The 20,047-nt window shown below is 71.5% G+C and carries 19 protein-coding genes; 6 read left to right on the top strand and 13 right to left on the bottom strand.

Annotation, left to right across the window (positions count from 1 at the left end; all coding sequences use genetic code 11):
- Positions 1–7: 7 nt before the first annotated feature.
- The 11 genes from AB0C30_RS53875 to AB0C30_RS53825 form a co-directional block, all read right to left on the bottom strand.
- Positions 8–283: a hypothetical protein gene (locus tag AB0C30_RS53875; RefSeq protein ID WP_357959476.1), complete on the bottom strand. Its 276-nt coding sequence runs from the start codon at positions 281–283 to the stop codon at positions 8–10.
- Between the two features lie 19 nt (positions 284–302).
- Positions 303–1,187: a ribokinase gene (gene rbsK / locus AB0C30_RS53870; protein ID WP_357959474.1), complete on the bottom strand. Its 885-nt coding sequence runs from the start codon at positions 1,185–1,187 to the stop codon at positions 303–305.
- A complete protein-coding gene (locus AB0C30_RS53865) occupies positions 1,184–2,518 on the bottom strand; it encodes an ADP-ribosylglycohydrolase family protein (protein ID WP_357959471.1) in 1,335 nt (444 codons plus the stop codon). The genes rbsK and AB0C30_RS53865 overlap by 4 nt, the downstream gene beginning before the upstream one ends.
- Before the next feature lie 40 nt (positions 2,519–2,558).
- Complete coding sequence (locus AB0C30_RS53860) at positions 2,559–3,698, bottom strand: ADP-ribosylglycohydrolase family protein (protein WP_357959468.1); 1,140 nt, start codon at positions 3,696–3,698, stop codon at positions 2,559–2,561.
- Complete coding sequence (locus AB0C30_RS53855) at positions 3,695–4,663, bottom strand: ADP-ribosylglycohydrolase family protein (protein ID WP_357959465.1); 969 nt, start codon at positions 4,661–4,663, stop codon at positions 3,695–3,697. Before AB0C30_RS53855 ends, AB0C30_RS53860 begins: the two co-directional genes overlap by 4 nt.
- A 6-nt stretch (positions 4,664–4,669) precedes the next feature.
- On the bottom strand, positions 4,670–5,632 hold the full coding sequence (locus AB0C30_RS53850) for an ADP-ribosylglycohydrolase family protein (protein WP_357959462.1): 963 nt from the start codon (positions 5,630–5,632) through the stop codon (positions 4,670–4,672).
- Positions 5,629–6,942, bottom strand: a complete 1,314-nt coding sequence (locus AB0C30_RS53845) for a sugar ABC transporter substrate-binding protein (RefSeq protein WP_357959459.1) — start codon at positions 6,940–6,942, stop codon at positions 5,629–5,631. The genes AB0C30_RS53850 and AB0C30_RS53845 overlap by 4 nt, the downstream gene beginning before the upstream one ends.
- Positions 6,943–6,951: 9 nt before the next feature.
- Positions 6,952–7,770 (bottom strand): carbohydrate ABC transporter permease, encoded by an 819-nt coding sequence (locus tag AB0C30_RS53840; RefSeq protein WP_357656572.1) that lies wholly within the window; start codon positions 7,768–7,770, stop codon positions 6,952–6,954.
- A complete protein-coding gene (locus AB0C30_RS53835) occupies positions 7,767–8,675 on the bottom strand; it encodes a sugar ABC transporter permease (RefSeq protein WP_357959456.1) in 909 nt (302 codons plus the stop codon). Before AB0C30_RS53835 ends, AB0C30_RS53840 begins: the two co-directional genes overlap by 4 nt.
- The gene (locus tag AB0C30_RS53830; protein WP_357959453.1) at positions 8,672–9,700 is read right to left on the bottom strand and encodes a LacI family DNA-binding transcriptional regulator; all 1,029 of its coding nucleotides are present in this window, start codon (positions 9,698–9,700) and stop codon (positions 8,672–8,674) included. The genes AB0C30_RS53835 and AB0C30_RS53830 overlap by 4 nt, the downstream gene beginning before the upstream one ends.
- A gap of 225 nt (positions 9,701–9,925) precedes the next feature.
- Positions 9,926–11,131, bottom strand: coding sequence for an MFS transporter (locus tag AB0C30_RS53825; protein WP_357959450.1), 1,206 nt, complete (start codon positions 11,129–11,131; stop codon positions 9,926–9,928).
- 41 nt (positions 11,132–11,172) lie between these two features.
- Here AB0C30_RS53825 and AB0C30_RS53820 point away from each other — a divergent pair, with 41 nt between their 5' ends.
- The 3 genes from AB0C30_RS53820 (at position 11,173) to mihF (ending at position 13,391) form a co-directional block, all read left to right on the top strand.
- Positions 11,173–12,474 (top strand): ROK family protein, encoded by a 1,302-nt coding sequence (locus AB0C30_RS53820; protein ID WP_357959447.1) that lies wholly within the window; start codon positions 11,173–11,175, stop codon positions 12,472–12,474.
- A gap of 250 nt (positions 12,475–12,724) precedes the next feature.
- The gene (locus tag AB0C30_RS53815; RefSeq protein ID WP_357959444.1) at positions 12,725–12,982 is read left to right on the top strand and encodes a hypothetical protein; all 258 of its coding nucleotides are present in this window, start codon (positions 12,725–12,727) and stop codon (positions 12,980–12,982) included.
- 103 nt (positions 12,983–13,085) lie between these two features.
- On the top strand, positions 13,086–13,391 hold the full coding sequence (mihF, locus tag AB0C30_RS53810; RefSeq protein ID WP_225301079.1) for an integration host factor, actinobacterial type: 306 nt from the start codon (positions 13,086–13,088) through the stop codon (positions 13,389–13,391).
- 128 nt (positions 13,392–13,519) lie between these two features.
- Here the strand turns inward: mihF and AB0C30_RS53805 are convergent, their stop codons facing one another.
- A complete protein-coding gene (locus AB0C30_RS53805; RefSeq protein ID WP_357959441.1) occupies positions 13,520–14,167 on the bottom strand; it encodes a response regulator transcription factor in 648 nt (215 codons plus the stop codon).
- Positions 14,158–15,393 (bottom strand): sensor domain-containing protein, encoded by a 1,236-nt coding sequence (locus AB0C30_RS53800; RefSeq protein WP_357959439.1) that lies wholly within the window; start codon positions 15,391–15,393, stop codon positions 14,158–14,160. Before AB0C30_RS53800 ends, AB0C30_RS53805 begins: the two co-directional genes overlap by 10 nt.
- A gap of 194 nt (positions 15,394–15,587) precedes the next feature.
- On the opposite strand from AB0C30_RS53800, the gene AB0C30_RS53795 reads away from it, so the two are divergent.
- The 3 genes from AB0C30_RS53795 (at position 15,588) to AB0C30_RS53785 (ending at position 20,001) form a co-directional block, all read left to right on the top strand.
- Positions 15,588–16,871, top strand: a complete 1,284-nt coding sequence (locus AB0C30_RS53795) for an acyltransferase (RefSeq protein WP_357959436.1) — start codon at positions 15,588–15,590, stop codon at positions 16,869–16,871.
- Positions 16,872–16,948: 77 nt separating this feature from the next.
- Positions 16,949–17,431, top strand: a complete 483-nt coding sequence (locus tag AB0C30_RS53790) for an N-acetyltransferase family protein (protein WP_357959433.1) — start codon at positions 16,949–16,951, stop codon at positions 17,429–17,431.
- Positions 17,432–17,493: 62 nt separating this feature from the next.
- Complete coding sequence (locus AB0C30_RS53785) at positions 17,494–20,001, top strand: DUF3516 domain-containing protein (RefSeq protein ID WP_357959582.1); 2,508 nt, start codon at positions 17,494–17,496, stop codon at positions 19,999–20,001.
- Positions 20,002–20,047 lie beyond the last annotated feature (46 nt).

Here is a 20,047-nt window from a genome sequence, read left to right as displayed (position 1 = left end):
GCTGCCGTCAGCCGGTGGGACCCGCTTCGGGCCGCACCTCCTTTTCGGCGCCGTCGCCCGCCTCTTCGCCGGTTTCGGCACGCCTTTCGGCGTCAACTGTGGCCTCGGCCTCAGTCTCGGGGGCGGTTATCTCGGGCGTGGGGATCGCGGGGTTCGTGTCGGTGTCGGGCCAATCGGCGGGTACGGGGCGAGGCGCCCTCGGGGTGCCGGCCCCTGACCGCTCCGCCACCACGTCGCTCTCGCCGCCGTCCCGGTTCACCGCATCAGGCAGGTCTTCATTCATCACCCCCACCTGCCCAGCATCAGGCGAGCGAGTCGTCGATCTCCGCGCGGGTGGGCATCGACGTGCTCGCGCCCTCGCGCTGCACCGACAGCGCCGCCGCCACCGAGGCGAAGCGGAGGGCGGGGGCGGCGGGAAGGCCCTCGGCGCGGGCGACCGCGAGCGCGCCGACGAAGGTGTCGCCCGCCGCCGTGCTGTCCACCGCCTTCACCTTCACGGCGGGTACGCGCAGCCGCTCGCCCGACCGTGAGCCGTACAGCGCCCCCTCGGAACCCAGCGTGATGACGGCCTCAGGGACCCGCGCGAGCAGCGCCTCCAACGCCGCCTCGGCGGAGTCGGTCCCGGTGATGTCGGCGGCCTCGTGCTCGTTCGGGACGATCAGCGTGACCGCGTCGAGCAGCGCGTCCGGCAGCGGCTGGGCGGGCGCGGGGGTGAGGATCACCGGTACGTCCGACACCTGCCCGGCCTGCGCGGCGGCGACCACCGCGTCCATGGGCAGCTCCAGTTGGAGCAGCAGCGCCCGTGAACCGGCGATCACCGCGACGTCGTCCTCGGTGGGCCCGGTGACGGTACCGTTGGCGCCGGGCACCACGATGATCGAGTTGCCGCCCTCGTCGTCGACCACGATGTGCGCGATGCCGCTCGGACCGGGCACCTGCCGCAGCTGGGCGACCTCCACTCCGGCCGCGGCCAGGGTGGTGCGCATCTCGGTGCCGAAGCCGTCGTCGCCCACCGCCCCCAGGAACGCCACCACGGCACCCGCGCGGGCCGCCGCGATGGCCTGGTTGGCGCCCTTGCCGCCGGGGATGGTACGGAATCCGCGCCCGGTGACCGTCTCGCCCCGCTTAGGGGCCTGGGACACGTAGGCGACGAGATCCATGTTCGCGCTGCCGAAGACCGAGATCATGCCCTCATCATCTCCTGTGTACGGCGCGCCAAATCGCCCAGCCCCACCCCATCGAAGCCGGTCAGGCTGCTGGCCAGGGTGTCGCGCATCCTCCACCGCTCCGGAACCCCGCCGTTCAGCGCGCCCGCGACGGACCCGGCCGTGGCGCCCGCCGAGTCGGTGTCCCAGCCGCCGGCGACCGCTCCGGCGATGGTGGCGGTGAAGTCGCCCCGGCCGTGGATCAGCGTGGCGGCGACCAGGGCGGCGTTGTTGATCGTGTGCACCCAGTGCAGGGCGCCGTGCCGCTCGTGCAGCCGGTCGACGACCCGCTCGAAGTCACTCTCCGCCGAGGCGTCCTCTGCCGCCTGCCGTACCGCCTGGTGGAGCCGTGATCGCGGCGGGACGACGGACAGCCCGGCCTCGATCACCTCGGCGGCGGAGGCGGCGACCAGGGAGCTCGCGCACATGGCGGCGGCGAACATGGCGCCGTAGATCCCGTTCGCGGTGTGGGTGAGGCGGGCGTCGCGCCAGGCGTACTCGGCCGCGGTGGCCGGATCGCCGGGATTGACCCATCCGTACACGTCGGTCCTGATCAGCGCGCCGATCCACTCGCGGAACGGGTTGCGGTACGTCGCCGTCTCCGGCACCTCCACCCCGGCCAGCAGGTTGCGGTAGGCGACCCGTTCGGCCGTGAACGTACGGCCGGCGGGCAGCTCGTCGAGCCACAGCTTGGCCACGTCGTCGGTGGTGAAGCCGCGGCCGTGCCGTTCCAGGACGGACAGGGCGAGCAGCGGGTAGTTCAGGTCGTCGTCCTCGGGGACGCCGTCGATGTTCTCGGCCAGCGAGTTGACGGCGCTGCGCCGGTTCCACGGCCAGCGTTCGGCGATGTCGGCGGGCAGGCCCTTGGCGGTGAACCAGCCGGTGATAGGCCAGTTGCCGGTGGCCTCGGCGATCTCCCTGATGCCCGCGCGGGGGATCTTCTCGACCGGCTTGCCGAGCACGCAGCCGGCCGCCCTGCCCTGCCAGGCCCCCAGCACGCGGCCCGGATCGACCTCCCGGAGAACGGCGGGCGCGGGCCAGTTCGGGCAGGCGGCGATGATGGCGGGCAGGTCGGACGGCTCATCGAGGTCGAGTGGTGACGGGATGGCGGCCAGCTCGTCCAGCAGGTCCTCGGCGAGCGGCCGCAGCCTGAGCGCGCCGGGCTCGGAGGCTCCGGCGCGCGGCGGGGCGTCGTGGCCGCCCGCGGCGTGCCACCGCTCGGCGATGTCACGCACGTCCCTGCCGTCCTCGGCGGCCTGGCGCAGCTCATGGCCCACCAGGTCCTCGGGCTGCACCCAGGTCAGGCGGATCATCGGCCCACCGGCCCTTCCGACCGCGCTCGGCTGAGGCGGATCATTGGCTGTCGAGGGCGGCGAAGGCGGATTCGACGGCGCGGCGGCGGGCCGCGTCGTCGGCGTGCACCCGGCGGGCGACCTCGGCGATCACCCGGCCGGGCGCCTCCAGGTCGGTACGGCTCGCCTCGGCCACCTGTGAGACCCACTCGCCCGGGATCGAGCCGAGCCCGCCCAGGGCGCCGGCGATGGCGCCGCCCATGGAGGCGATCGAGTCGGCGTCGCGGCCGTAGTTGACGCCGCCGAGCACGGTGTCGCGGTAGTCGCCCTTGGCCACCACGAGGAAGCCCAGCGCCAGCGGCAGCTCCTCGATGCTGTGCACCCGGCTCGGCCGCCGCGCGCCGAGCCCCTGGTCGCGGTAGGTGTCGGCGACCGTGTCGAACGGCCGCATGGCCGCCCGCAGCGTCTCAAACGACCCGTCCCAGTGGCCGAGCCCAGAGGCCGCCTCACAGACCGCCTCGATGGCGGCTCTGGTGCCGTCCTTGGCCAGCCGCAGGCAGGTGGCCACCACGGAGTCGAAGGTCGCGCCGGGCCGCATGGCCTCGGCGACGGCCGCCGCCATGACGCCGGCCGCCTCCCGGCCGTAGCTCGACTGGTGGGCGCCGGTCAGGTCGATGGCCTCGGCGTAGGCGGCGTCGGGGTCGGCGGCGTTGACGATGCCGACCGGCGCCACGTACATGGCCGCGCCGCAGTTGACGATGTTGCCGACACCGGCCTCGCGCGGGTCCACGTGGCCGTAGTGCAGCCGGGCGACGATCCACTTCTCGGCCAGGAAGATCCGCTGGAGCGGCAGCGCCTCGGCCTCCAGCTCGGGGATCCACCGGCGCTCACCCATGAGCTCGGGTACGAAGTGCTCGGCCATCGAGTACGCCCCAAGGTGACCCGCGACCTTCTCGTAGACGCGGATGAGCGCGTGCGTCATGAGGGTGTCGTCGGTGATGTGGCCGTCGCCCTTGTGGTAGGGGGCGATGGGCCGGGCGTTGCGCCAGTCCTCGTTGTACGGGGGCACGATGCCCTCCACGTGCCCGCCGTACCTGGTGGTGATCTGTTCGGGAGTCCAGCCCTCGGTGGCGCCGCCCAGCGCGTCACCGACCGCCGCCCCCGCCACGCAGCCGGTCGCCCTGTCCTCAAGCGGCGTCATGCGAGTTCCTCCAAGAGTTCGATGAGATCTTTTCCTGCCAGTTCCGGCAGACAGCAGCCTGCCAGTGTGCGCGCCGACGCGGTCCACCCCTCCGGGATCGCGTCGAGCCCGCCGCACGCTCCGGTGAGCGCCCCGGTGAGCGCGGGCGCCGAGTCGGCCAGCGTGGCCAGGCACGCGGCGGCGGGTACGGCCGAGCTCAGGACACCGCCCGCCACCTCGGCCAGCGCCAGCGCCACGGGCACCGTCTGCGCGGCGCCCACCCCGTAGCTGTAGACGTGGTCGAGCAGCGCGGCGTCGAGCGCGGGCACGGCGGCGAACGCGTCGCCCGCCTTCCGCGCCACATCCAGCGCCAGCCGGGCGTTGTGCCCGATAGCGCTGTCAGGCGGCAGTACGGCCAGCGCCGCCTCGGCCGCCGCGGTGGCGGAGCCCGTCGCCACCGCCTCGGCCACCGCGGCCGCCATGGCCAGGGCCCCGAGCAGCCCGTCACCGGCGTTGGTCACCTGGGCGTCCTCGGCCGGGTCACGGCCGAGCGCGCCGAAGGCGACGGCCCTGACGGCAGCGGCGTCGTCGAAATGGTGTGGATTGTCGTGGCCGCTGGCCGGGGGCTCGACGCCCTTGGCCAGATTGCCGAGCGCGGTGGCCACCGAGATGCGCGCCCGGATGTCGTCGCGGCCCACCAGCTCGCCGAACGCCTCGGCGCGCGGCCGGTCGATGGTACGCACCGTCCAGGCCAGCCACTCGGCATCGTCGGACGGGCCGACGGCCAGCGGCGCCACGGGCTGGTTCAGCGCGAACGGCACCGGCAACGTGGTCACCCGGTGCTCCTCCGCGAACGTGTCGAGCTCGCGCAGCAGCCGCCTGCTCCATGGCGCGTGCAGCGCCGACCGGTGCCTGGTGGCGGGCCAGCCCACGGCGTCTCCCACGGCGAGCCCGACGAAGGCTCCCGCGATCCTGTCCCCCGACATGAGTTCCTACAGTCCTTCCGCCAGTTCGTCGGCGACGTCCAGCACGTGCCTGCCGGCCACGACGGGCAGGCATTTGCCCGTCACGGGGCCAATCTTGCTCGCCCAGCGTTCCGGTACGCCGTCCCGCCCCTGCCCGGCACCCGCGATGGCGCCGGCGATGGCGCCGATGGTGTCGGCGTCGCGGCCGAGACTCACCCCGAAGGTGATAGTCGCCTCGACGTCGCCGCCGCCCGCCAGGTAGGCGGCGAGGGCGAGCGCCACGGCCTCGGGCGCCACATCGGTCCAGGGGTAGTGCTGGACCACCACGGCTTGGTGAAGCGCTTCGACGATATGCGGCTCGTCTTGGCCCGAAGTGATCACGTCGCGTGCCCGGACGATGTCGCGGGCCGTCCACGAGTCCGCGGGGATCACCGACAGCGCGGCGGCCACCACCTCGTGCGGCGCGGCCCCGGTCATCGCGGCGGCCACCGCCCCGGCGACGGCCCGGCCGCCCAGCACACCCTCACCCGACTGACTGACCCGCCCGTCCTCCTCGACAAGCCGGGCGGCCTCCGCCGGATCGCCGGGGCAGAACACGCCGTACGGCGCCGCCCGCATGGCCAGCCCGTCGGACCAGCCATGCTGGTGCACGAGCCCGGTCAGCGGCGGTTCGAGCCCGCGCCTGAGCGCCTCGACGGTGCCGAGCTCGGAGAACCCGGCCCCGCGCATCGGCCCGGTCACCCGGGGGATGATCTCCGTACGGTATGCGTGGGCCACGTCGCCCGAGGTCAGCGCGTGCCCGTGCCGTACCAGCAGCGAGGAGGCGAAGATCGCGTACTCGGTGTCGTCCGTGCCCCCGCCCTCGATCTCGGTGAGCCGGCCCCACCGCCGGCGGATCTCCGCCGGCGTGAGGTTCTCCGCGGGCGCCCCGAGGGCGTCGCCGGCCGCCAGGCCGAGCAGACACCCCCGGGCCCTGTCCCGATAAGTCACCGCTGGTACCGCTCCAACACCTTGTTGCCGTCCGCCACCAGCTTCGCCGCCGCGTCGTCGATCGAGATCTTGTTGGCGAAGTACTGCTGCAGGACCGGCGTGGCGACCTTGCTCTTCCACTCGTCGAACCCGTTGACCTTGAGGAACGGCGCGACGACGAGGTTCTTGGCGGAGGCAGTGGCCACGTCCCAGCCGTTCTCCTTGGTGGTCATCGCCGGGTCGGCGGCGGCCTTGGCGGAGGTGGGCAGCAGCCAGTCGCCCTTGGCGAGCTTGGCCTGGTTGGTGCCGTTGAGGAAGAAGGAGATGAACTTCAGCGACTCCTCCGCGTGCTTGCTGTCGGCGGCGACGGACAGGGTCTGCGAGACCGCGCCCTGGTCGCTGGTGGTGCCCTTCAGCGGCGGGAGGGTGACCCAGTCGAAGCCCTTGGGGGCCTGCTCGACGACCTGCTGGCGCAGGTAGACGCCGACCGGCAGCATCGCGTACTTGCCGGCGAAGAAGCCGGGCAGCGGGTCGGCGGTGCCCATGCCGAGCGCCGAGGTGTCGGCGGACTTGTCCTTGTAGAGCTGGTCGTGGATGCGCTGGAGGACCTGCTTCTCCTCCGGGCCCACCTTGACGGTCGTCTTGCCGTCGGTGGTCTGGAAGAAGGTGCCGCCGAAGTTGAGCGCCAGGTTCAGCGTCTTGTTGACCGGCGACTTCATGGGCCAGGCCACGCCGAAGGAGCCGCCCTTGGTGAGCTTCTTGCTGACCTCGGCGAACTCGTCCCACGTCCACGGGTTGTCGGAGGTGGGGATGCGCACGCCGGCGCCGTCGAGCAGCTTCTTGTTGGCGATGATGACCTGCGACTCCTGCAGGAACGGCACGCCGTACACGCCCTGGTTGCCCTTGCCGTCGTCGAAGGTGACGGTGTCCCAGGCGGGCTGCGGGATGTCGCTCTTGAGGTCGGCGGGCACCTTGTCCTTGATGTCGAGCAGGTAGCCCTTGGAGGCGAAGCCCGACAGGGCCGGGGAGTCGTCGTGGATGACGTCCGGCGGGTCGCCGCCCTCGAAGGAGGTGACGAGCTGGTCGTTGACGTTGTCCCAGCTGCCCTGGACGTAGGTGACCTGGATGGTCGGGTTGGCCTTGTTCCACTCGTCGACGAGCTGCTTGTTGGCCGCGACCGACTCCTTCTGCCAGGCGAGGCTGAGGAAGTTGAGCTTGACCGGCTCCCCGGGCTTGGCGGACTCGCCGGAGCCGGCGTCGCCACCGCCCCCACCGCACCCGGCGGCCAGCGCGACGATCGCCGCCGCCGCCAACGCGGATTTGATACGCATAAGAGCCTCCTAGCCCTTCACAGCGCCGGCCATCAGGCCGGACCTCAGCCGTCGCTGGATGATTGCGAAAAAGATCAGGCTCGGGATCGTCGCCATGAGCGACGCCGCGGCCAGCGGGCCGAGCCTCGACACTCCCTCAGGGCCGGTGAACCTCACCAGCGTCAGCGGCAGCGTCATCACATCGGGGTCCTTGAGGACCACGAGCGCGAACAGGAACTCGTTCCACGAGGAGATGAACGAGAACAGCAGCGTCGCCACCACGCCCGGCGCGAGCAGCGGCGCGACGATGCTGACGATCGAGCGCAGGCGGGTCGCGCCGTCCATGGCCGCGGCCTCCTCCAGCTCGCGCGGCACGGAGCGCACGTACCCCTGGAGCATCCACAGCGCGAACGGCAGCGTGAACGTCACGTGCACGACCACCAGGCCGAACAGCGTGTTCACCAGATCGAGCTGCTTGAGCACCATGAACAGCGGGATGATGATCAGGATGAACGGGAACACCTGGCTGACCAGCACCCACCCGAGCGCCACCCGCTTGAGCACGCCCTTGTAGCGGGCCAGCGCGTAGGAGGCGGGCAGCGAGACGGCGACCGTCAGCACGGAGCTGGACAGGGCCACGATCAGGCTGCGCAGCCCGGCTCCCACCAGGTCCTGCTCACCGAAGGCGTCGCTGAAGTTGGCCAGCGTCGGCCGGTCCGGGATCCACGTCGGGTGCAGGTTGGCCATCTCCTGCGGCGTCTTGAGCGCCGTGGACAGCAGCCACACCAGCGGGAAGGCCAGAAAGACCATGTAGGCCAGGAGTGCCGCGTACTGCGGGATCTTCTTCATGACGTCTCCCGCATCTGCCGCCAGAGATAGAAGCCGAGCAGGGCCAGCACGACGATCACGATGGTGACGCCCATGGTCGCCGCGTAGCCGAAGAAGCCGTAGCGGAACGCCTCCTCGTAGGCGAACAGCATCGGCAGCCTGGTCCGCCCGCCAGGCCCGCCCTGCGTCAGCACGTAGACGAGGGTGAACTGGTTGACGTTCCACACGAAGTCGAGCGAGGTGATGGTGACGATCACGGGCCGCAGCTGCGGCAGCGTGATGCTCCAGAACTTGCGCCAGGTGGCCGCCCCGTCGACCTCGCCGGCCTCGTAGAGCTCTTTGGGGATGCCCTGCAGACCGGCCAGGAGGACGACCGTGGTCTGCGGCATGCCGCTCCAGACGCCCATGACGATGATGGCGGGCAGTGCCCAGGAGAAGTCGGCGAGCCAGTTGATGTCGGTGCCGAACGTGGTGTTCACGATCCCGGCGTCGGGGTGGTAGACCAGCCGCCACATCAGGCCGATGACCACGGGCGGCATCGCCCACGGCACCACGGCCAGCACCCGGGCCAGCCCTCTGAACCACAGCTTCTGGTTGAGCAGCAGCGCCAGCCCCAGGGAGGCCAGGAACTGCAGCACGGTCACCGACACGGCCCAGATCAGGCCGATCCTGATCGACGCCCAGAAGTCCTCGTCGGCCAGCAGCGTGCCGAAGTTCTCCAGGCCCACGAAGCTGGTGACGTGGTTGCGGCCAGACTCGGCGTCGGTGAAGGCCAGGCCGATGCCGTAGAGCAGCGGGCCCACGCTGAACAGCAGGACCGGCACCAGCGCGGGCAGCATGAGCACCCACATCTCGCGGGTCTGCCGTGAGACGCCGCTGGGTCGCCTGCGCCGCGTCTGCGGGGGCCTGGTCGCGGTCGCCGTCATGAAGACCTTCCTCCCTCGGACGCCTCGCCCGCCGTGGACGCGCGGACCGCCAGGCGGGGCAGGACGGTGACCAGGCGGGGCTCGCGATCGCCGTTCTGCAGCCGGTCGAGCAGCAGCTCGGCGGCGGCCTTGCCGCGTTCGGCGGAGCCCAGCGAGACGCTGGTGAGCGACGGCCAGGAGGCGGCGGCCAGGTCGGTGTCGTCCATGCCGACCACCGCGACGTCCTGCGGCACCCGCTTGCCCGCCGCCCGCAGCACGTCGAGCGCGCCCAGCGCGATCAGGTCGTTGGCGCACATCAGCGCGTCGATGTCGGGCGCCCGCCGCAGCAGCGTCGCCACCGCGCGACGGCCCTCCTCACGGTAGAAGTCGCCGATCTCCACCAGCTTCTCCTCGTACGGCAGGCCGACCGCCGCCAGCGCCTCCCGGTACGCGGCGCCGCGGGCGGCACCCGGCACGGTGTCGAGCGGGCCGTTGACCATGCCGATCCGGCGGCGGCCGAGCATGTGCAGGTGGTCGATGGCGAGCCTGACGCCGGTACGTGAGTCCGCGCGTACGTTGTCGACCGGCGTCCCGTCGGGCACCGAGCCGATGATCACGACGGGCGCCCGGGCGGTGGCGAGCATCCGCAGGTGCGCCTCGGTGACGCGCAGCGGGCTCATGATCAGCCCGTCGACGTAGCGCTCGCCGAGGCTGTGCAGCACGTCGATCTCGTCGGCGGCGACGGCGTCGGTCGAGTGCAGGACCAGCCGGTAGCCGGCCGCCTTGAGCACGGGCTGGATCTCGCGCAGCATGGCCAGGTAGGCCGGGTTGCCGATGTCGGCCATGGCGAAGGCGACCTGGTGCGTGCGGCGCGACTTGAGCGACCTGGCCACGGCGTTGCGCACGTAGCCGAGTTCGTCGGCGGCGGCCATCACCTTGCGCACGGTCTCCTGCCTGGTCGGCAGGCCGTTCAGCACCCGCGAGACCGAGGCGATGGAGACGCCCGCGCGCTCGGCGATCGTGGTGATCGTGGGTCCGTCGGCCAAGGCTGTCCCTCCATGCGCGTCGAACGAATCCGTAAAATCGCTGTAAACGTTTACGGCGTGTGGGACATGAAACATGCACGTTACGCATGGGGTCAAGTCACGATCACATAACGCGAGGTCAACGAGCGCCGCCTGGCTCCGGGGCGGAACCAGGCGGCGCTCGTAGCGAGGTGAGGCCGGGACGGAGGCGGGGACTCCAGCCGCGGAAGCCCGTACCCGATCAGGTCAGCGCGAGTCGGCCGGGACCGGTACGGGGACGCGGCTCAGGGCGCGGATGGCCGGCGCGCCCGCGAGGGCGACGGCAGCGGCCAGCAGGGCCGGGACGATCAGCGCGAACCGCAACGTCCAGGACTCCGCGAGATATCCGAGCAGCGCGGGCCCCACCAACAGCCCGCTGTAGCCGAACGCCGTCACCAGCGCCAGCGCGCGGCCGACCCGGTTGCCCGCCGCACCCACCGCGCTGAAGATCACCGGTACGACGGTGGCCAGCCCGACGCCCACGAGCGCCCAGCCGGACCACGCGCACACCACCTGGAGCGCGTCGGCGGTGAGCGGAGCGACGAGGACGAGCACGTAGCCGCAGGTGGCGAGCACGCCGGCGAGCTGGATCGTGCGCACCGAGCCCAGACGGGCCCGGATCGGGTCGCCCAGCAGCCGTACCGTCGTCATGGCCACCGCGAAGATCGTGTAGGCGATCGGCGCGGCGGCCGGGTCGGTGTGCAGCACCCAGCGGGCGTGCAGGGCGGCCCAGTCGATGGCGGCGCCCTCGCTCAGGTGCCCGGCGAACGCGGCCAGGCCCAGCAGGGCCACCAGGCCCCAGCGCAGCGGGCTGCTCCCGGTCGCGCTCTCCTCCCGGGTGACGTGCTGGGGCGGGTCCGGCAGCAGCATCCGCGCCGCCGGAACGTACAGGAACGGCACCACGATCGCCGCCCCGACCAGCAGCGCCTGCGGGTCCACACCGACCTTCAGCGCCCCGGCGGTCAGCGCGCCGCCGACGGCGCCGCCCAGGCTCCACGTGCCGTGGAAGGCCGAGATGATCGGCCGGCCGTAGACACGTTCGACCTCGACCGAGTGGGAGTTCATGGCCACCTCGGCCACCCCCAGGCCGATCCCGAGCAGCACGGCGAGAACGGCCAGCGCCGGGTAGGAGGGGGCCAAGGCGGGACCGAGCAGGACGGCCGCCGACAGCGGGCCGCCGACCCAGCAGACGACCCTGCTCGACCACTTGTCCACCAGCGGCCCCGCCACCAGCATCGACACCAGCGCGCCACCCGAGACCAGCAGCAGGACGCTGCCGAGCCGGGCCGGTCCGAGATCCAGGCGGTCGTTGAGCGACGGCAACCCCGCCGCCCACAGGCCCATCACGAACCCGCTGAGAAAGAAGAAGGAGAAGACTGCGATACGGGCGCGCTTGGCGTCACTTTTGTTCACGGCTAGAGCATAATAACCCGGATGAGGCTTCGACAATGGTGATGAATGGGGCAACGACGAGTGCCGGTCTGCGCGCGTACAACCGGGTGCGGCTGCTGCGGGCCGTGCACGACTGCGGCGCGACCCGTACGCGCTCCCGTCTGACCCAGGACCTGGCGCTGGCCCGAGGCACCGCCTCGGTGCTGGTCAGCGGCCTGGCCGACGACCGGCTGCTGCACGAGGAGCCGTCCGCGGCGCACGGCAGAGGACGCCCCACGCAGGTGCCCGGCCCGCATCCCGAGGGGCCGCTGGCGCTGGCCGTGGACCTCCGGGAGGACTCGTGGGAGGTCGCCGCCTGCGAGCTGGGCGGACGCGTCTCCGTCCTGGACGTACGGCGCCACGACGGCACGCCTGAAGGAGCCCTGGGACCGCTCGGTGAGGTGCTGCGCGGGCAGCTCGGACGCCTCGGGTCCCGGGTGGTCGGGGTGGGCGTCGCGGTGGCGGGGCCGGTGCGCGACGGCGGCCTGGTGGACGTGGCCCACCTGCGCTGGCGCTCGGTGGACGTACCCGCCCTGCTCGATCTGGGCGCCGTGGTGCCGGGTGGCGGGCCGCGGGTGGGCAACGACACGGCCTTCGCGGCCTTGGCGGAGGCGCGGCGGGGACGTTTGCGCGGGATCGGGGTGGGGCTGCACGTCCACGTGGACTTCGACCTCGGCGGCGTGCTCGTGGTGGACGGACGCCCGCTGGAAGGGGCCGGCGGGATGGGCGCGGAGTTCGGGCACATGCCGCTCACGGGCGGCGACGCGCCCTGCATGTGCGGCGCGCACGGCTGCTGGGGGCTGGAGGTGGGGGCGAACGCGCTCCTGCGCCACATGGGCCTGGCGTACGGCGGCGGCCAGGGCCGCGACGACGCCCGCCGCATCCTCGCCACCGCCGACGCAGGCAGCGGCACGGGCGACGGGACGGACGACGCGGCGGGCGGCCGCACCAGAGGCGGCGGCACCAGTGGTGGTACGGGCGGCGGCCAGGTTCCGAGCCCGCACGACCACACGGGCGGCGGGGCGGCATTGCGCGCGGTCAGGACGAACGCGCAGGCGCTGGGCCGGGGACTGGCGGCACTGGTGAACGCGCACGATCCGGCGGTCGTGACCCTGTCCGGTCTGGGCGTCGACCTGTACGACCGGGCCCTGCCCACCCTCATGGAGTCGTTCGGCAGCGGCCTGATGACGATCCGCCACGAACGGCCGCCCGTGATCGCCCCCTCGGCCCTGGGCTGGCAGGGTCCGCTGGTCGGCGCCATGGAGTCGGTGTTCGACATGTTCCTCACCGTCTCCGGCGTCGAATCCTGGCGCGGCAGCACGTGATAGGGACCGGCTGATCGAGCCTCGGCGAATAGAGCACGGCCCCGTGAAGCGCGGGGAAGCCTTGATCCCGCATCCTGCTCCTTCCCCCGAAGAGCACCTCCATTCCGACATGGTACGCGCGCATACCCCCTGACCTGCAACAACCCGGCTTCGCCGGAGCGTTGCCGGGTCGATCGAGGCCCTCGCGACACGCCCGAACGCCGAATGTGACGGATACCACGCGCAAGGGCGGAAACCACCCACACGAGTCGTGATCTTGCCGAGCAGGCATCCCGAGAGGGACGGCACCGCACGCCGACCTGCGGCTCCGCCGACCCGGCGGAATCCCGCCGGAGAGCTCTATGACCTGGTCAGAGACCGTTTCGCGGGCCGCGAAGGCGATGTCGGCCGGTGGGCGGGCTACGGTGAGGAGAACCTCGTGGTCGGCGGCATGGGCGTCAGCGGAGGCACGCTCGCGCGGGAGGTGGCGGGCGCCGAGACGGCCGTTTCGGCGTGGCGCACACGCTGAGCGGGCGCTTTTCGCAACACGAACCGCTGGTATCCGCCATGATTAGCCACTGCACTACGGGTTACAGGAATCCCCGACCCCAAACTCCCCTAGGAGAACCGAGATGGCACTTCCGACTCTCACCCCCGAGCAGCGCAAGGCGGCTCTGGAGAAGGCCGCGGAGGCACGCGCGGCCCGCACCGCCCTGCTGGGCAAGGTCAAGGCCGGTGAGCTGACCTTCGCGCAGCTGCTGGAGCGCGACGACGACATCGCCAAGAAGATCAAGGTGTCGCAGGCCCTGCGCGCCGTCAAGGGCGTCGGCCCGGCCAAGGCCACCGCGCTCATGGAGGAGGCCGGCGTCGACGAGAAGCGCCGCCTCGGCGGCCTGGGCGCCCAGCAGCGCAAGAAGCTGGTCGACGCGCTCGGCTGACCACCGGGCGGCCAGGTCCGCGCGGAACGCCGCGCGGACCGGCCGGCGCCCTGGACGTACCGGGTGTGTCAGGATCCGCTTGGACGTACAGCGTGTGTGTCAGGACCCGCTTGGGCGTACAGGGTGGGTCAGGACCGCAGATAGGCGAGGACGGCCAGCACGCGCCGATGCTGATCGCTGTCGTCGGCGTAAAGCCCGAGCTTGCTGAAGATGCTCCTGATGTGCTTCTCAACGGCCCCGTCGCTGATGACCAGCTGCCGGCCGATGGCCGGATTGGACTTGCCCTCGGCCATCAGCCCGAGCACTTCCCGCTCCCGCGGCGTCAACTGCGCCAACGGGTCGTCCCTGCGCCTGCGCACCATCAATTGGGACACCACCTGAGGGTCGAACACGGTCCCGCCGGCGGCGACCCGCCGCAGGCCCTCCATGAACTCGTCCACGTCCACGACCCGGTCCTTCAGCAGGTAGCCCACCGCGCCTCGGGCATCGGCCAGCAGGTCGTCGGCGTAGGAGACCTCGACGTACTGCGAGAGGATCAGCACCGGCGCCCCCGGAACCCGGCGGCGCGCCTCCACGGCGGCCCTGAGCCCCTCGTCGGTGAACGACGGCGGCATCCGCACGTCGACCACGGACACGTCCGGCCGGTGCTCGGCCACCGCCTTGACGAGGCCGTCGCCGTCACCCGCCGTCGCGACCACCTCGCAGCCGAACTCCTCCAACAACCTGACCAGGCCCTCCCTGATCAGAACCGCGTCATCGGCCACGACTACCCGCACGGAACCTCCGCCACGATCACCGTCGGCCCGCCGTCCGGCGACTGCACGGCCAGCTCCCCGTCGACCGCGCGGAGCCGGTCGGCCAGACCGGCGAGACCATGTCCCTTGGCGACGTGCGCGCCGCCGACCCCATCATCCCCGATGGTGAGCATGAGAATGTCACCGATGTGGACCAGCTGGATCGTGCAGACGGTGGCGCGGCTGTGCTTGGCGACGTTCGTGAGCGTCTCGGCGACGACGTAGTAGATGGCGTTCTCGACGGAGGCCTGGTAGCGCCGGACGGTCTGCACGTCGAGATCGACCGGGATGGTGCAGCGTCCGGCCAAGGCGGCCAGGGCCGGGGCGAGGCCGCGGTCGGACAGGATGGGCGGCGCGATGCCGCGTGACAGGGCGCGCAGCTCGTCGAGCGTCTCGCGGGTGGCGGTGATCGCCGAGCTGATCGTGGCCTGCGCGGCCTCGGGGTCCCGCTGCATCTGCCGCTGCGCCCTGGACAGCTCCATGGCCAGCGAGACCAGCCGCTGCTGCGGGCCGTCGTGGATGTCGCGCTCCAGCTTGCGCAGCGCGTTGGCCTCGGCGGAGACGGCCGCGGCCCGGCCTTCGGCCAGGTCGTCGATGCGCTCCTGCAGCTCGGCGACCCCGGTCAGCAACGCCCGGCCGACCCCGGCGCGCAGCAACGCGGCGGCGCGCACCATGAACGGCAGGATGAGCATGCCGAGCAGGCCGAGCACGACGTAGAAGGCCGAGTTGACCCAGTAGTTCTGCTCGAACCCGAGCAGCTGGGGCAGCTCTTCGTTGCCGGGGATGCGCGAGGTGATGACGCCCCACAGGGGGTAGCTCAGCCCGGCGACCGGCACCGCCCAGAACACCACGGTCAGCACGAACGACACGATGGCGAGGGGGAAGTTGAAGATCCCGTGCAGCAGGTCGAGCCATGACTGCCCGCTGGTCAGCGGGTTCACCAGCCGGCGGAACCGGCCCGCGCCCGCCGGCGCGGGCTTGTAGCGGGGGCGCACCGGAGGGCGCTTGAGCACGTCGGAGAGCCAGCCGCGCTCCGCGTCCGCGAACCCCCTGGCGATCATGAGCGTCCCCGCGAGAAGGGGCACGCCGATCCATATGACCGTCGTGCCCACGCCGGCGGCCATGCCCACGACCAGCAGCACGAAGGCGATGACGGCCGTGGGGAAGCCGACCAGCGTGTAGCGCGTGTCCAGGAGGACACGTCTCATGAGGGAGCGCATGGCGTTCACGGTACGACTGTGCCATGCCCGCATCGACCCTGTGCGCCGGTATATGGCGGTAGGGCCTGCCCTACCTTCCATGGTGGTGTGATCTTCCCGGAAGAGGGCGGCTCACGGCACTGTGCCGGGCCGCCCGCGACGGAAGTCTTGAGGCCTCACGTCCATCACGAATCGAGGCCCCCATGACCGCGTTGCTCGACCATCCGGCGGCCCTGCCCGAGGCCGCCGCACCGGTCCGCCCCGCACCGGCGGCGCGGGCGACGGTCAGGGACCCGTTCATCGACCTGCTGCGGGTGTTCGGCATGGCGCTCGTGGTGCTGCAGCACTGGACGATCCCGGTGCTCGCCTTCGACGGCACCCGCCTGACCACCGGCAACGCCCTGTCGACGCCGGGCGTCTGGGTGGTGACCTGGATCAGCCAGGTGATGCCGCTGGTGTTCTTCGCGGGCGGCGCCGCCAACGCGATCAGCTTCGGCCGGGCGGCACACGGCGGGCCGCAGTGGCTCGCCACCCGGCTGCGCCGGCTGGCCTGGCCGCTCCTGCCACTGGCCGCGGTCTGGATCCCGCTCCCCCAGTTGCTGCTCACGCTGGGCGTGCCCGCGCAGCCGCTGCAGGTGGGCGCGCAGCTCACCGGGCAGCTCCTGTGGTTCCTGGCCGTCTACCTGATCGCGGTCACGGCCACGCCGTACATGATGAGCCTGCACGAAAGGTACGGCCTGCGCGTCCCCGCCGCGCTGGCGGCCGGGGCGGTGCTGACGGACGTGCTGCGGTTCTCGACGGGGGTCGACGCGCTGGGCTACCTCAACATCGTGTTCGTCTGGCTGGCGGTGCACCAGCTCGGTTTCCGGTACGCCGAGGGACGGCTGACCCGCCCCGGTCTGATGGCGATCGGCGGTTTCGGGGCCGCGGCGCTGCTCGTGGCGTTCGGCCCGTACCCGGGCAGCATGATCGGCCTGCCCGGCGCCGAGGTGTCGAACATGGCCCCGCCCACGCTGGCCATGCTGGCCGCCTCGATCGGCCAGATCGGGCTGGCCACGCTGCTGCGGCCGTGGATCCTGCGGTTGCGGACCGAGAAGCTGCTCGCCTGGGCCGGGCCGCGCATCATGACCGCCTATCTGTGGCACATGCCGGCGCTGTTCGCGGTCACCGGTGTGGTCGTCGTCGGTCTCGGCATCGACACGCCGGCGCCGGGTGGCCTGGCGTGGTTCGCCGGGTGGCCGATCTGGTTCGGGATGCTCTGCCTGGTGATGTGGCCGCTGCTGAAGGGCTTCTCCCGGTTCGAGGAGCCGCCCGCGCTGCCGTACGGGAAGGCCACCTGGCGCAGCGCGCTCACGTCGGCGGGGCTGGTCGGCGGCGGGCTGCTGGGGCTGACCGTGGCGGGGTTCGCGCCCGGCAACACGCCGTTCCTGGCGGCCCTGGCGATCCTGGGCGGCCTGCTGCTCACCGGCCCGAAGGCCCGGGTGTGACGCGCGGGTGAGGATGCGGAAACATGATGGTCACGCGAATCGTCTAAGAATGCAGTCCTATGACGCTCATTCAGCCTTTGTCTGAGACCGACCTGCCCGCCGTCGCCGAGATCTACGCGCACTATGTGACGGAGTCGGTGGCGACCTTCGACGAGACGCCCCTCGACATCGAGGCGTGGCGGCTGAAGGCGGCGGCGATCACCGAGGCGGGCCTGCCGTTCCTGGTGGCCAAGGAGGAGGACGGCCGGGTGCTGGGGTTCGCCTACTGCGGGCGCTACCGCCCCAAGCCCGCCTACCGGCACACCGTGGAGGACACGATCTACCTCTCGCCGGGGGCGACCGGGCGCGGGCTGGGACGGCTGCTGCTCGGCGAGCTGATCGCCCGCACCGGCGAGACCGGCGTCCGGCAGATGATCGCGGTGATCGCCGACGGCGGTGACCCGGCCTCGCTGAAGCTGCACGCGGCGTTCGGATTCGCGGAGGCGGGCCGGCTGAAGTCGGTCGGTTTCAAGCACGGGCGATGGATCGACACCATCCTCTACCAGCTCGAACTCCCCTAAGTCACGGGGATCGGGCGCCGTCGCGCCGGCTCGGGTTCGAGCATTCGGCAAACTTCGGCAGGATAGAGGGTGTGAGCCTCCTCGTTGACCGACTGCCGGAAGAGATCGACGCCGACCCGGACGCTATTTTCGACGCGTTCGTCTCCTGGAACTCCGAACGGGGGCTCACGCTCTATCCCGCCCAGGAGGAGGCGCTCATCGAAGTCGTCTCCGGGAGCAACGTGATCCTGTCCACCCCGACGGGCTCCGGCAAGAGCCTGGTCGCGGCGGGCGCCCACTTCGCCGCGCTGACCAGGGACGTACGCACCTTCTACACCGCGCCGATCAAGGCGCTGGTGTCGGAGAAGTTCTTCGACCTGGTCTCGGTCTTCGGCACCGAGAACGTCGGCATGATGACCGGCGACGCCAGCGTCAACCCGGGCGCCCCGATCATCTGCTGCACGGCCGAGATCCTGGCCAACGTCGCGCTGCGCGACGGCGCGGCGGCCGACATCGGCCAGGTCGTCATGGACGAGTTCCACTTCTACGCCGAGCCCGACCGGGGCTGGGCGTGGCAGGTGCCGCTGCTGGAGCTGCCGAACGTCCAGTTCATCCTGATGTCGGCCACGCTCGGCGACGTCTCGATGTTCGAGCGCGACCTGACGAGGCGCACCGGCCGGCCCACCTCGGTCGTCAAGCACACCGAGCGGCCGGTGCCGCTGATCTACTCCTACCGGATGACGCCGCTCCACGAGACGCTGGAGGAGATGCTCCGCACCGGCCAGGCGCCGGTCTACGTCGTGCACTTCACCCAGGCCGCCGCCATGGAGCGGGCGCAGTCCCTGATGTCCATCAACATGTCGACGAAGGCCGAGAAGGAGGCCATCGCGACGCTGATCGGCGGCTTCCGCTTCACCACCCGGTTCGGCCGCGCCCTGTCCCGCCTCGTACGCCACGGCATCGGCGTCCATCACGCCGGGATGCTGCCCAAATACCGGCGCCTGGTGGAGCGGCTGGCCCAGGCCGGCCTGCTGAAGGTCATCTGCGGCACCGACACCCTCGGCGTCGGCGTCAACGTGCCGATCCGGACCGTGCTGTTCACCGCGCTGTCCAAGTACGACGGCAACAAGGTGCGCCGCCTGCGCGCCCGCGAGTTCCACCAGATCGCCGGCCGGGCCGGGCGGGCGGGCTTCGACACCATCGGCTACGTCGCCTGCCAGGCGCCCGAGCATGACATCGAGAACGCCAAGGCGCTGGCGAAGATCGGCGACGACCCGAAGCGGCGGCGCGGCTACGCCCGCAAGAAGCCGCCGGAGGGCTTCGTCGGCTGGAGCGAGGAGACCTTCGAGAAGCTGCAGACCGCCGAGCCGGAGCCGCTCAACTCCCGGTTCAAGGTCACCAACGCCATGCTGCTCGCGGTCATCAACCGGCCCGGCGACTGCTTCCAGGCGATGAAGCACCTGCTCACCGACAACCACGAGGACCGCAAGTGGCAGCGGCGGCACATCAGCCAGGCCATCGCCATCTACCGGTCGCTGCTCGCGGGCGGCATCGTGGAGCAGCTCAGTGAGGCCGACGAGCAGGGCAGGCGGGCCCGGCTGACGATCGACCTACAGGAGGACTTCGCGCTCAACCAGGCGCTGTCCACCTTCGCGCTGGCCGCCTTCGACCTGCTCGACCACGACTCGCCGAGCTACGCCCTCGACATGGTGTCGATCGTGGAGTCCATCCTCGACGACCCGCGCCAGATCCTGTCGGCCCAGCTGAAGAAGGCCAGGGGCGAGGCGGTCGCGCAGATGAAGGCCGACGGCATCGAGTACGAGGAGCGGATGGAGCAGCTGGCCGAGGTCATGTACCCGATGCCGCTGGACGATCTGCTGCTCGGGGCCTATGAGACATACCGCCACGGGCATCCGTGGGTGGGCGACTACACGGTCAGCCCGAAGAGCGTGGTGCGCGACATGTACGAGCGGGCGATGACGTTCGCCGACTACATCCAGTTCTACGAGCTGGCCCGGTCGGAGGGCACGGTGCTGCGCTACCTGGCCGACGCCTACCGGACGCTGTCGCGCACGGTCCCCGAGCATCTCAAGACCGAGGACCTGATCGACCTGATCGAGTGGCTGGGCGAGCTGGTCAGGCAGGTCGACTCGTCCCTGATCGACGAGTGGGAGCAGCTGGCCAACCCGGAGGAGGCGCTGGAGCGCCAGGAGCAGCTGGAGGCCAAGGTCCGGCCGGTCACCGCCAACACGCGGGCCTTCCGGGTGCTGGTGCGCAACGCGATGTTCCGCCTGGTCGAGCTCTGCGCCATCGAGAAGGAGGACGAGCTGGCGGAGCTGGCGCCCGACGTCGACTGGGGCGCGGCGCTCGACGCCTACTACGCCGAGCACGAGGAGATCTTCACCGACGCCGACGCGCGGGGGCCCGCGCTGCTGCGCATCGAGGAGGAGAGCGGACTGTGGAAGGTGCGCCAGACCGTCAAGGACCCGGCGGGTGACGGTGACTGGGGCATCGACGCGCAGATCGACCTGGCCGCCTCCGACGAGGAGGGCCGCGCGGTGGTGCACGTACAGGGTCTCAACAGATTGTGATATAGCCGTGTGCCGGAGCGGACTGGCAAGGGCGCTCCGGCACACG

It is taken from the genome of Nonomuraea sp. NPDC048901 (assembly GCF_040649695.1).
Taxonomy (GTDB): domain Bacteria; phylum Actinomycetota; class Actinomycetes; order Streptosporangiales; family Streptosporangiaceae; genus Nonomuraea.
This window is presented reverse-complemented; position numbering and strand designations above follow the sequence as displayed.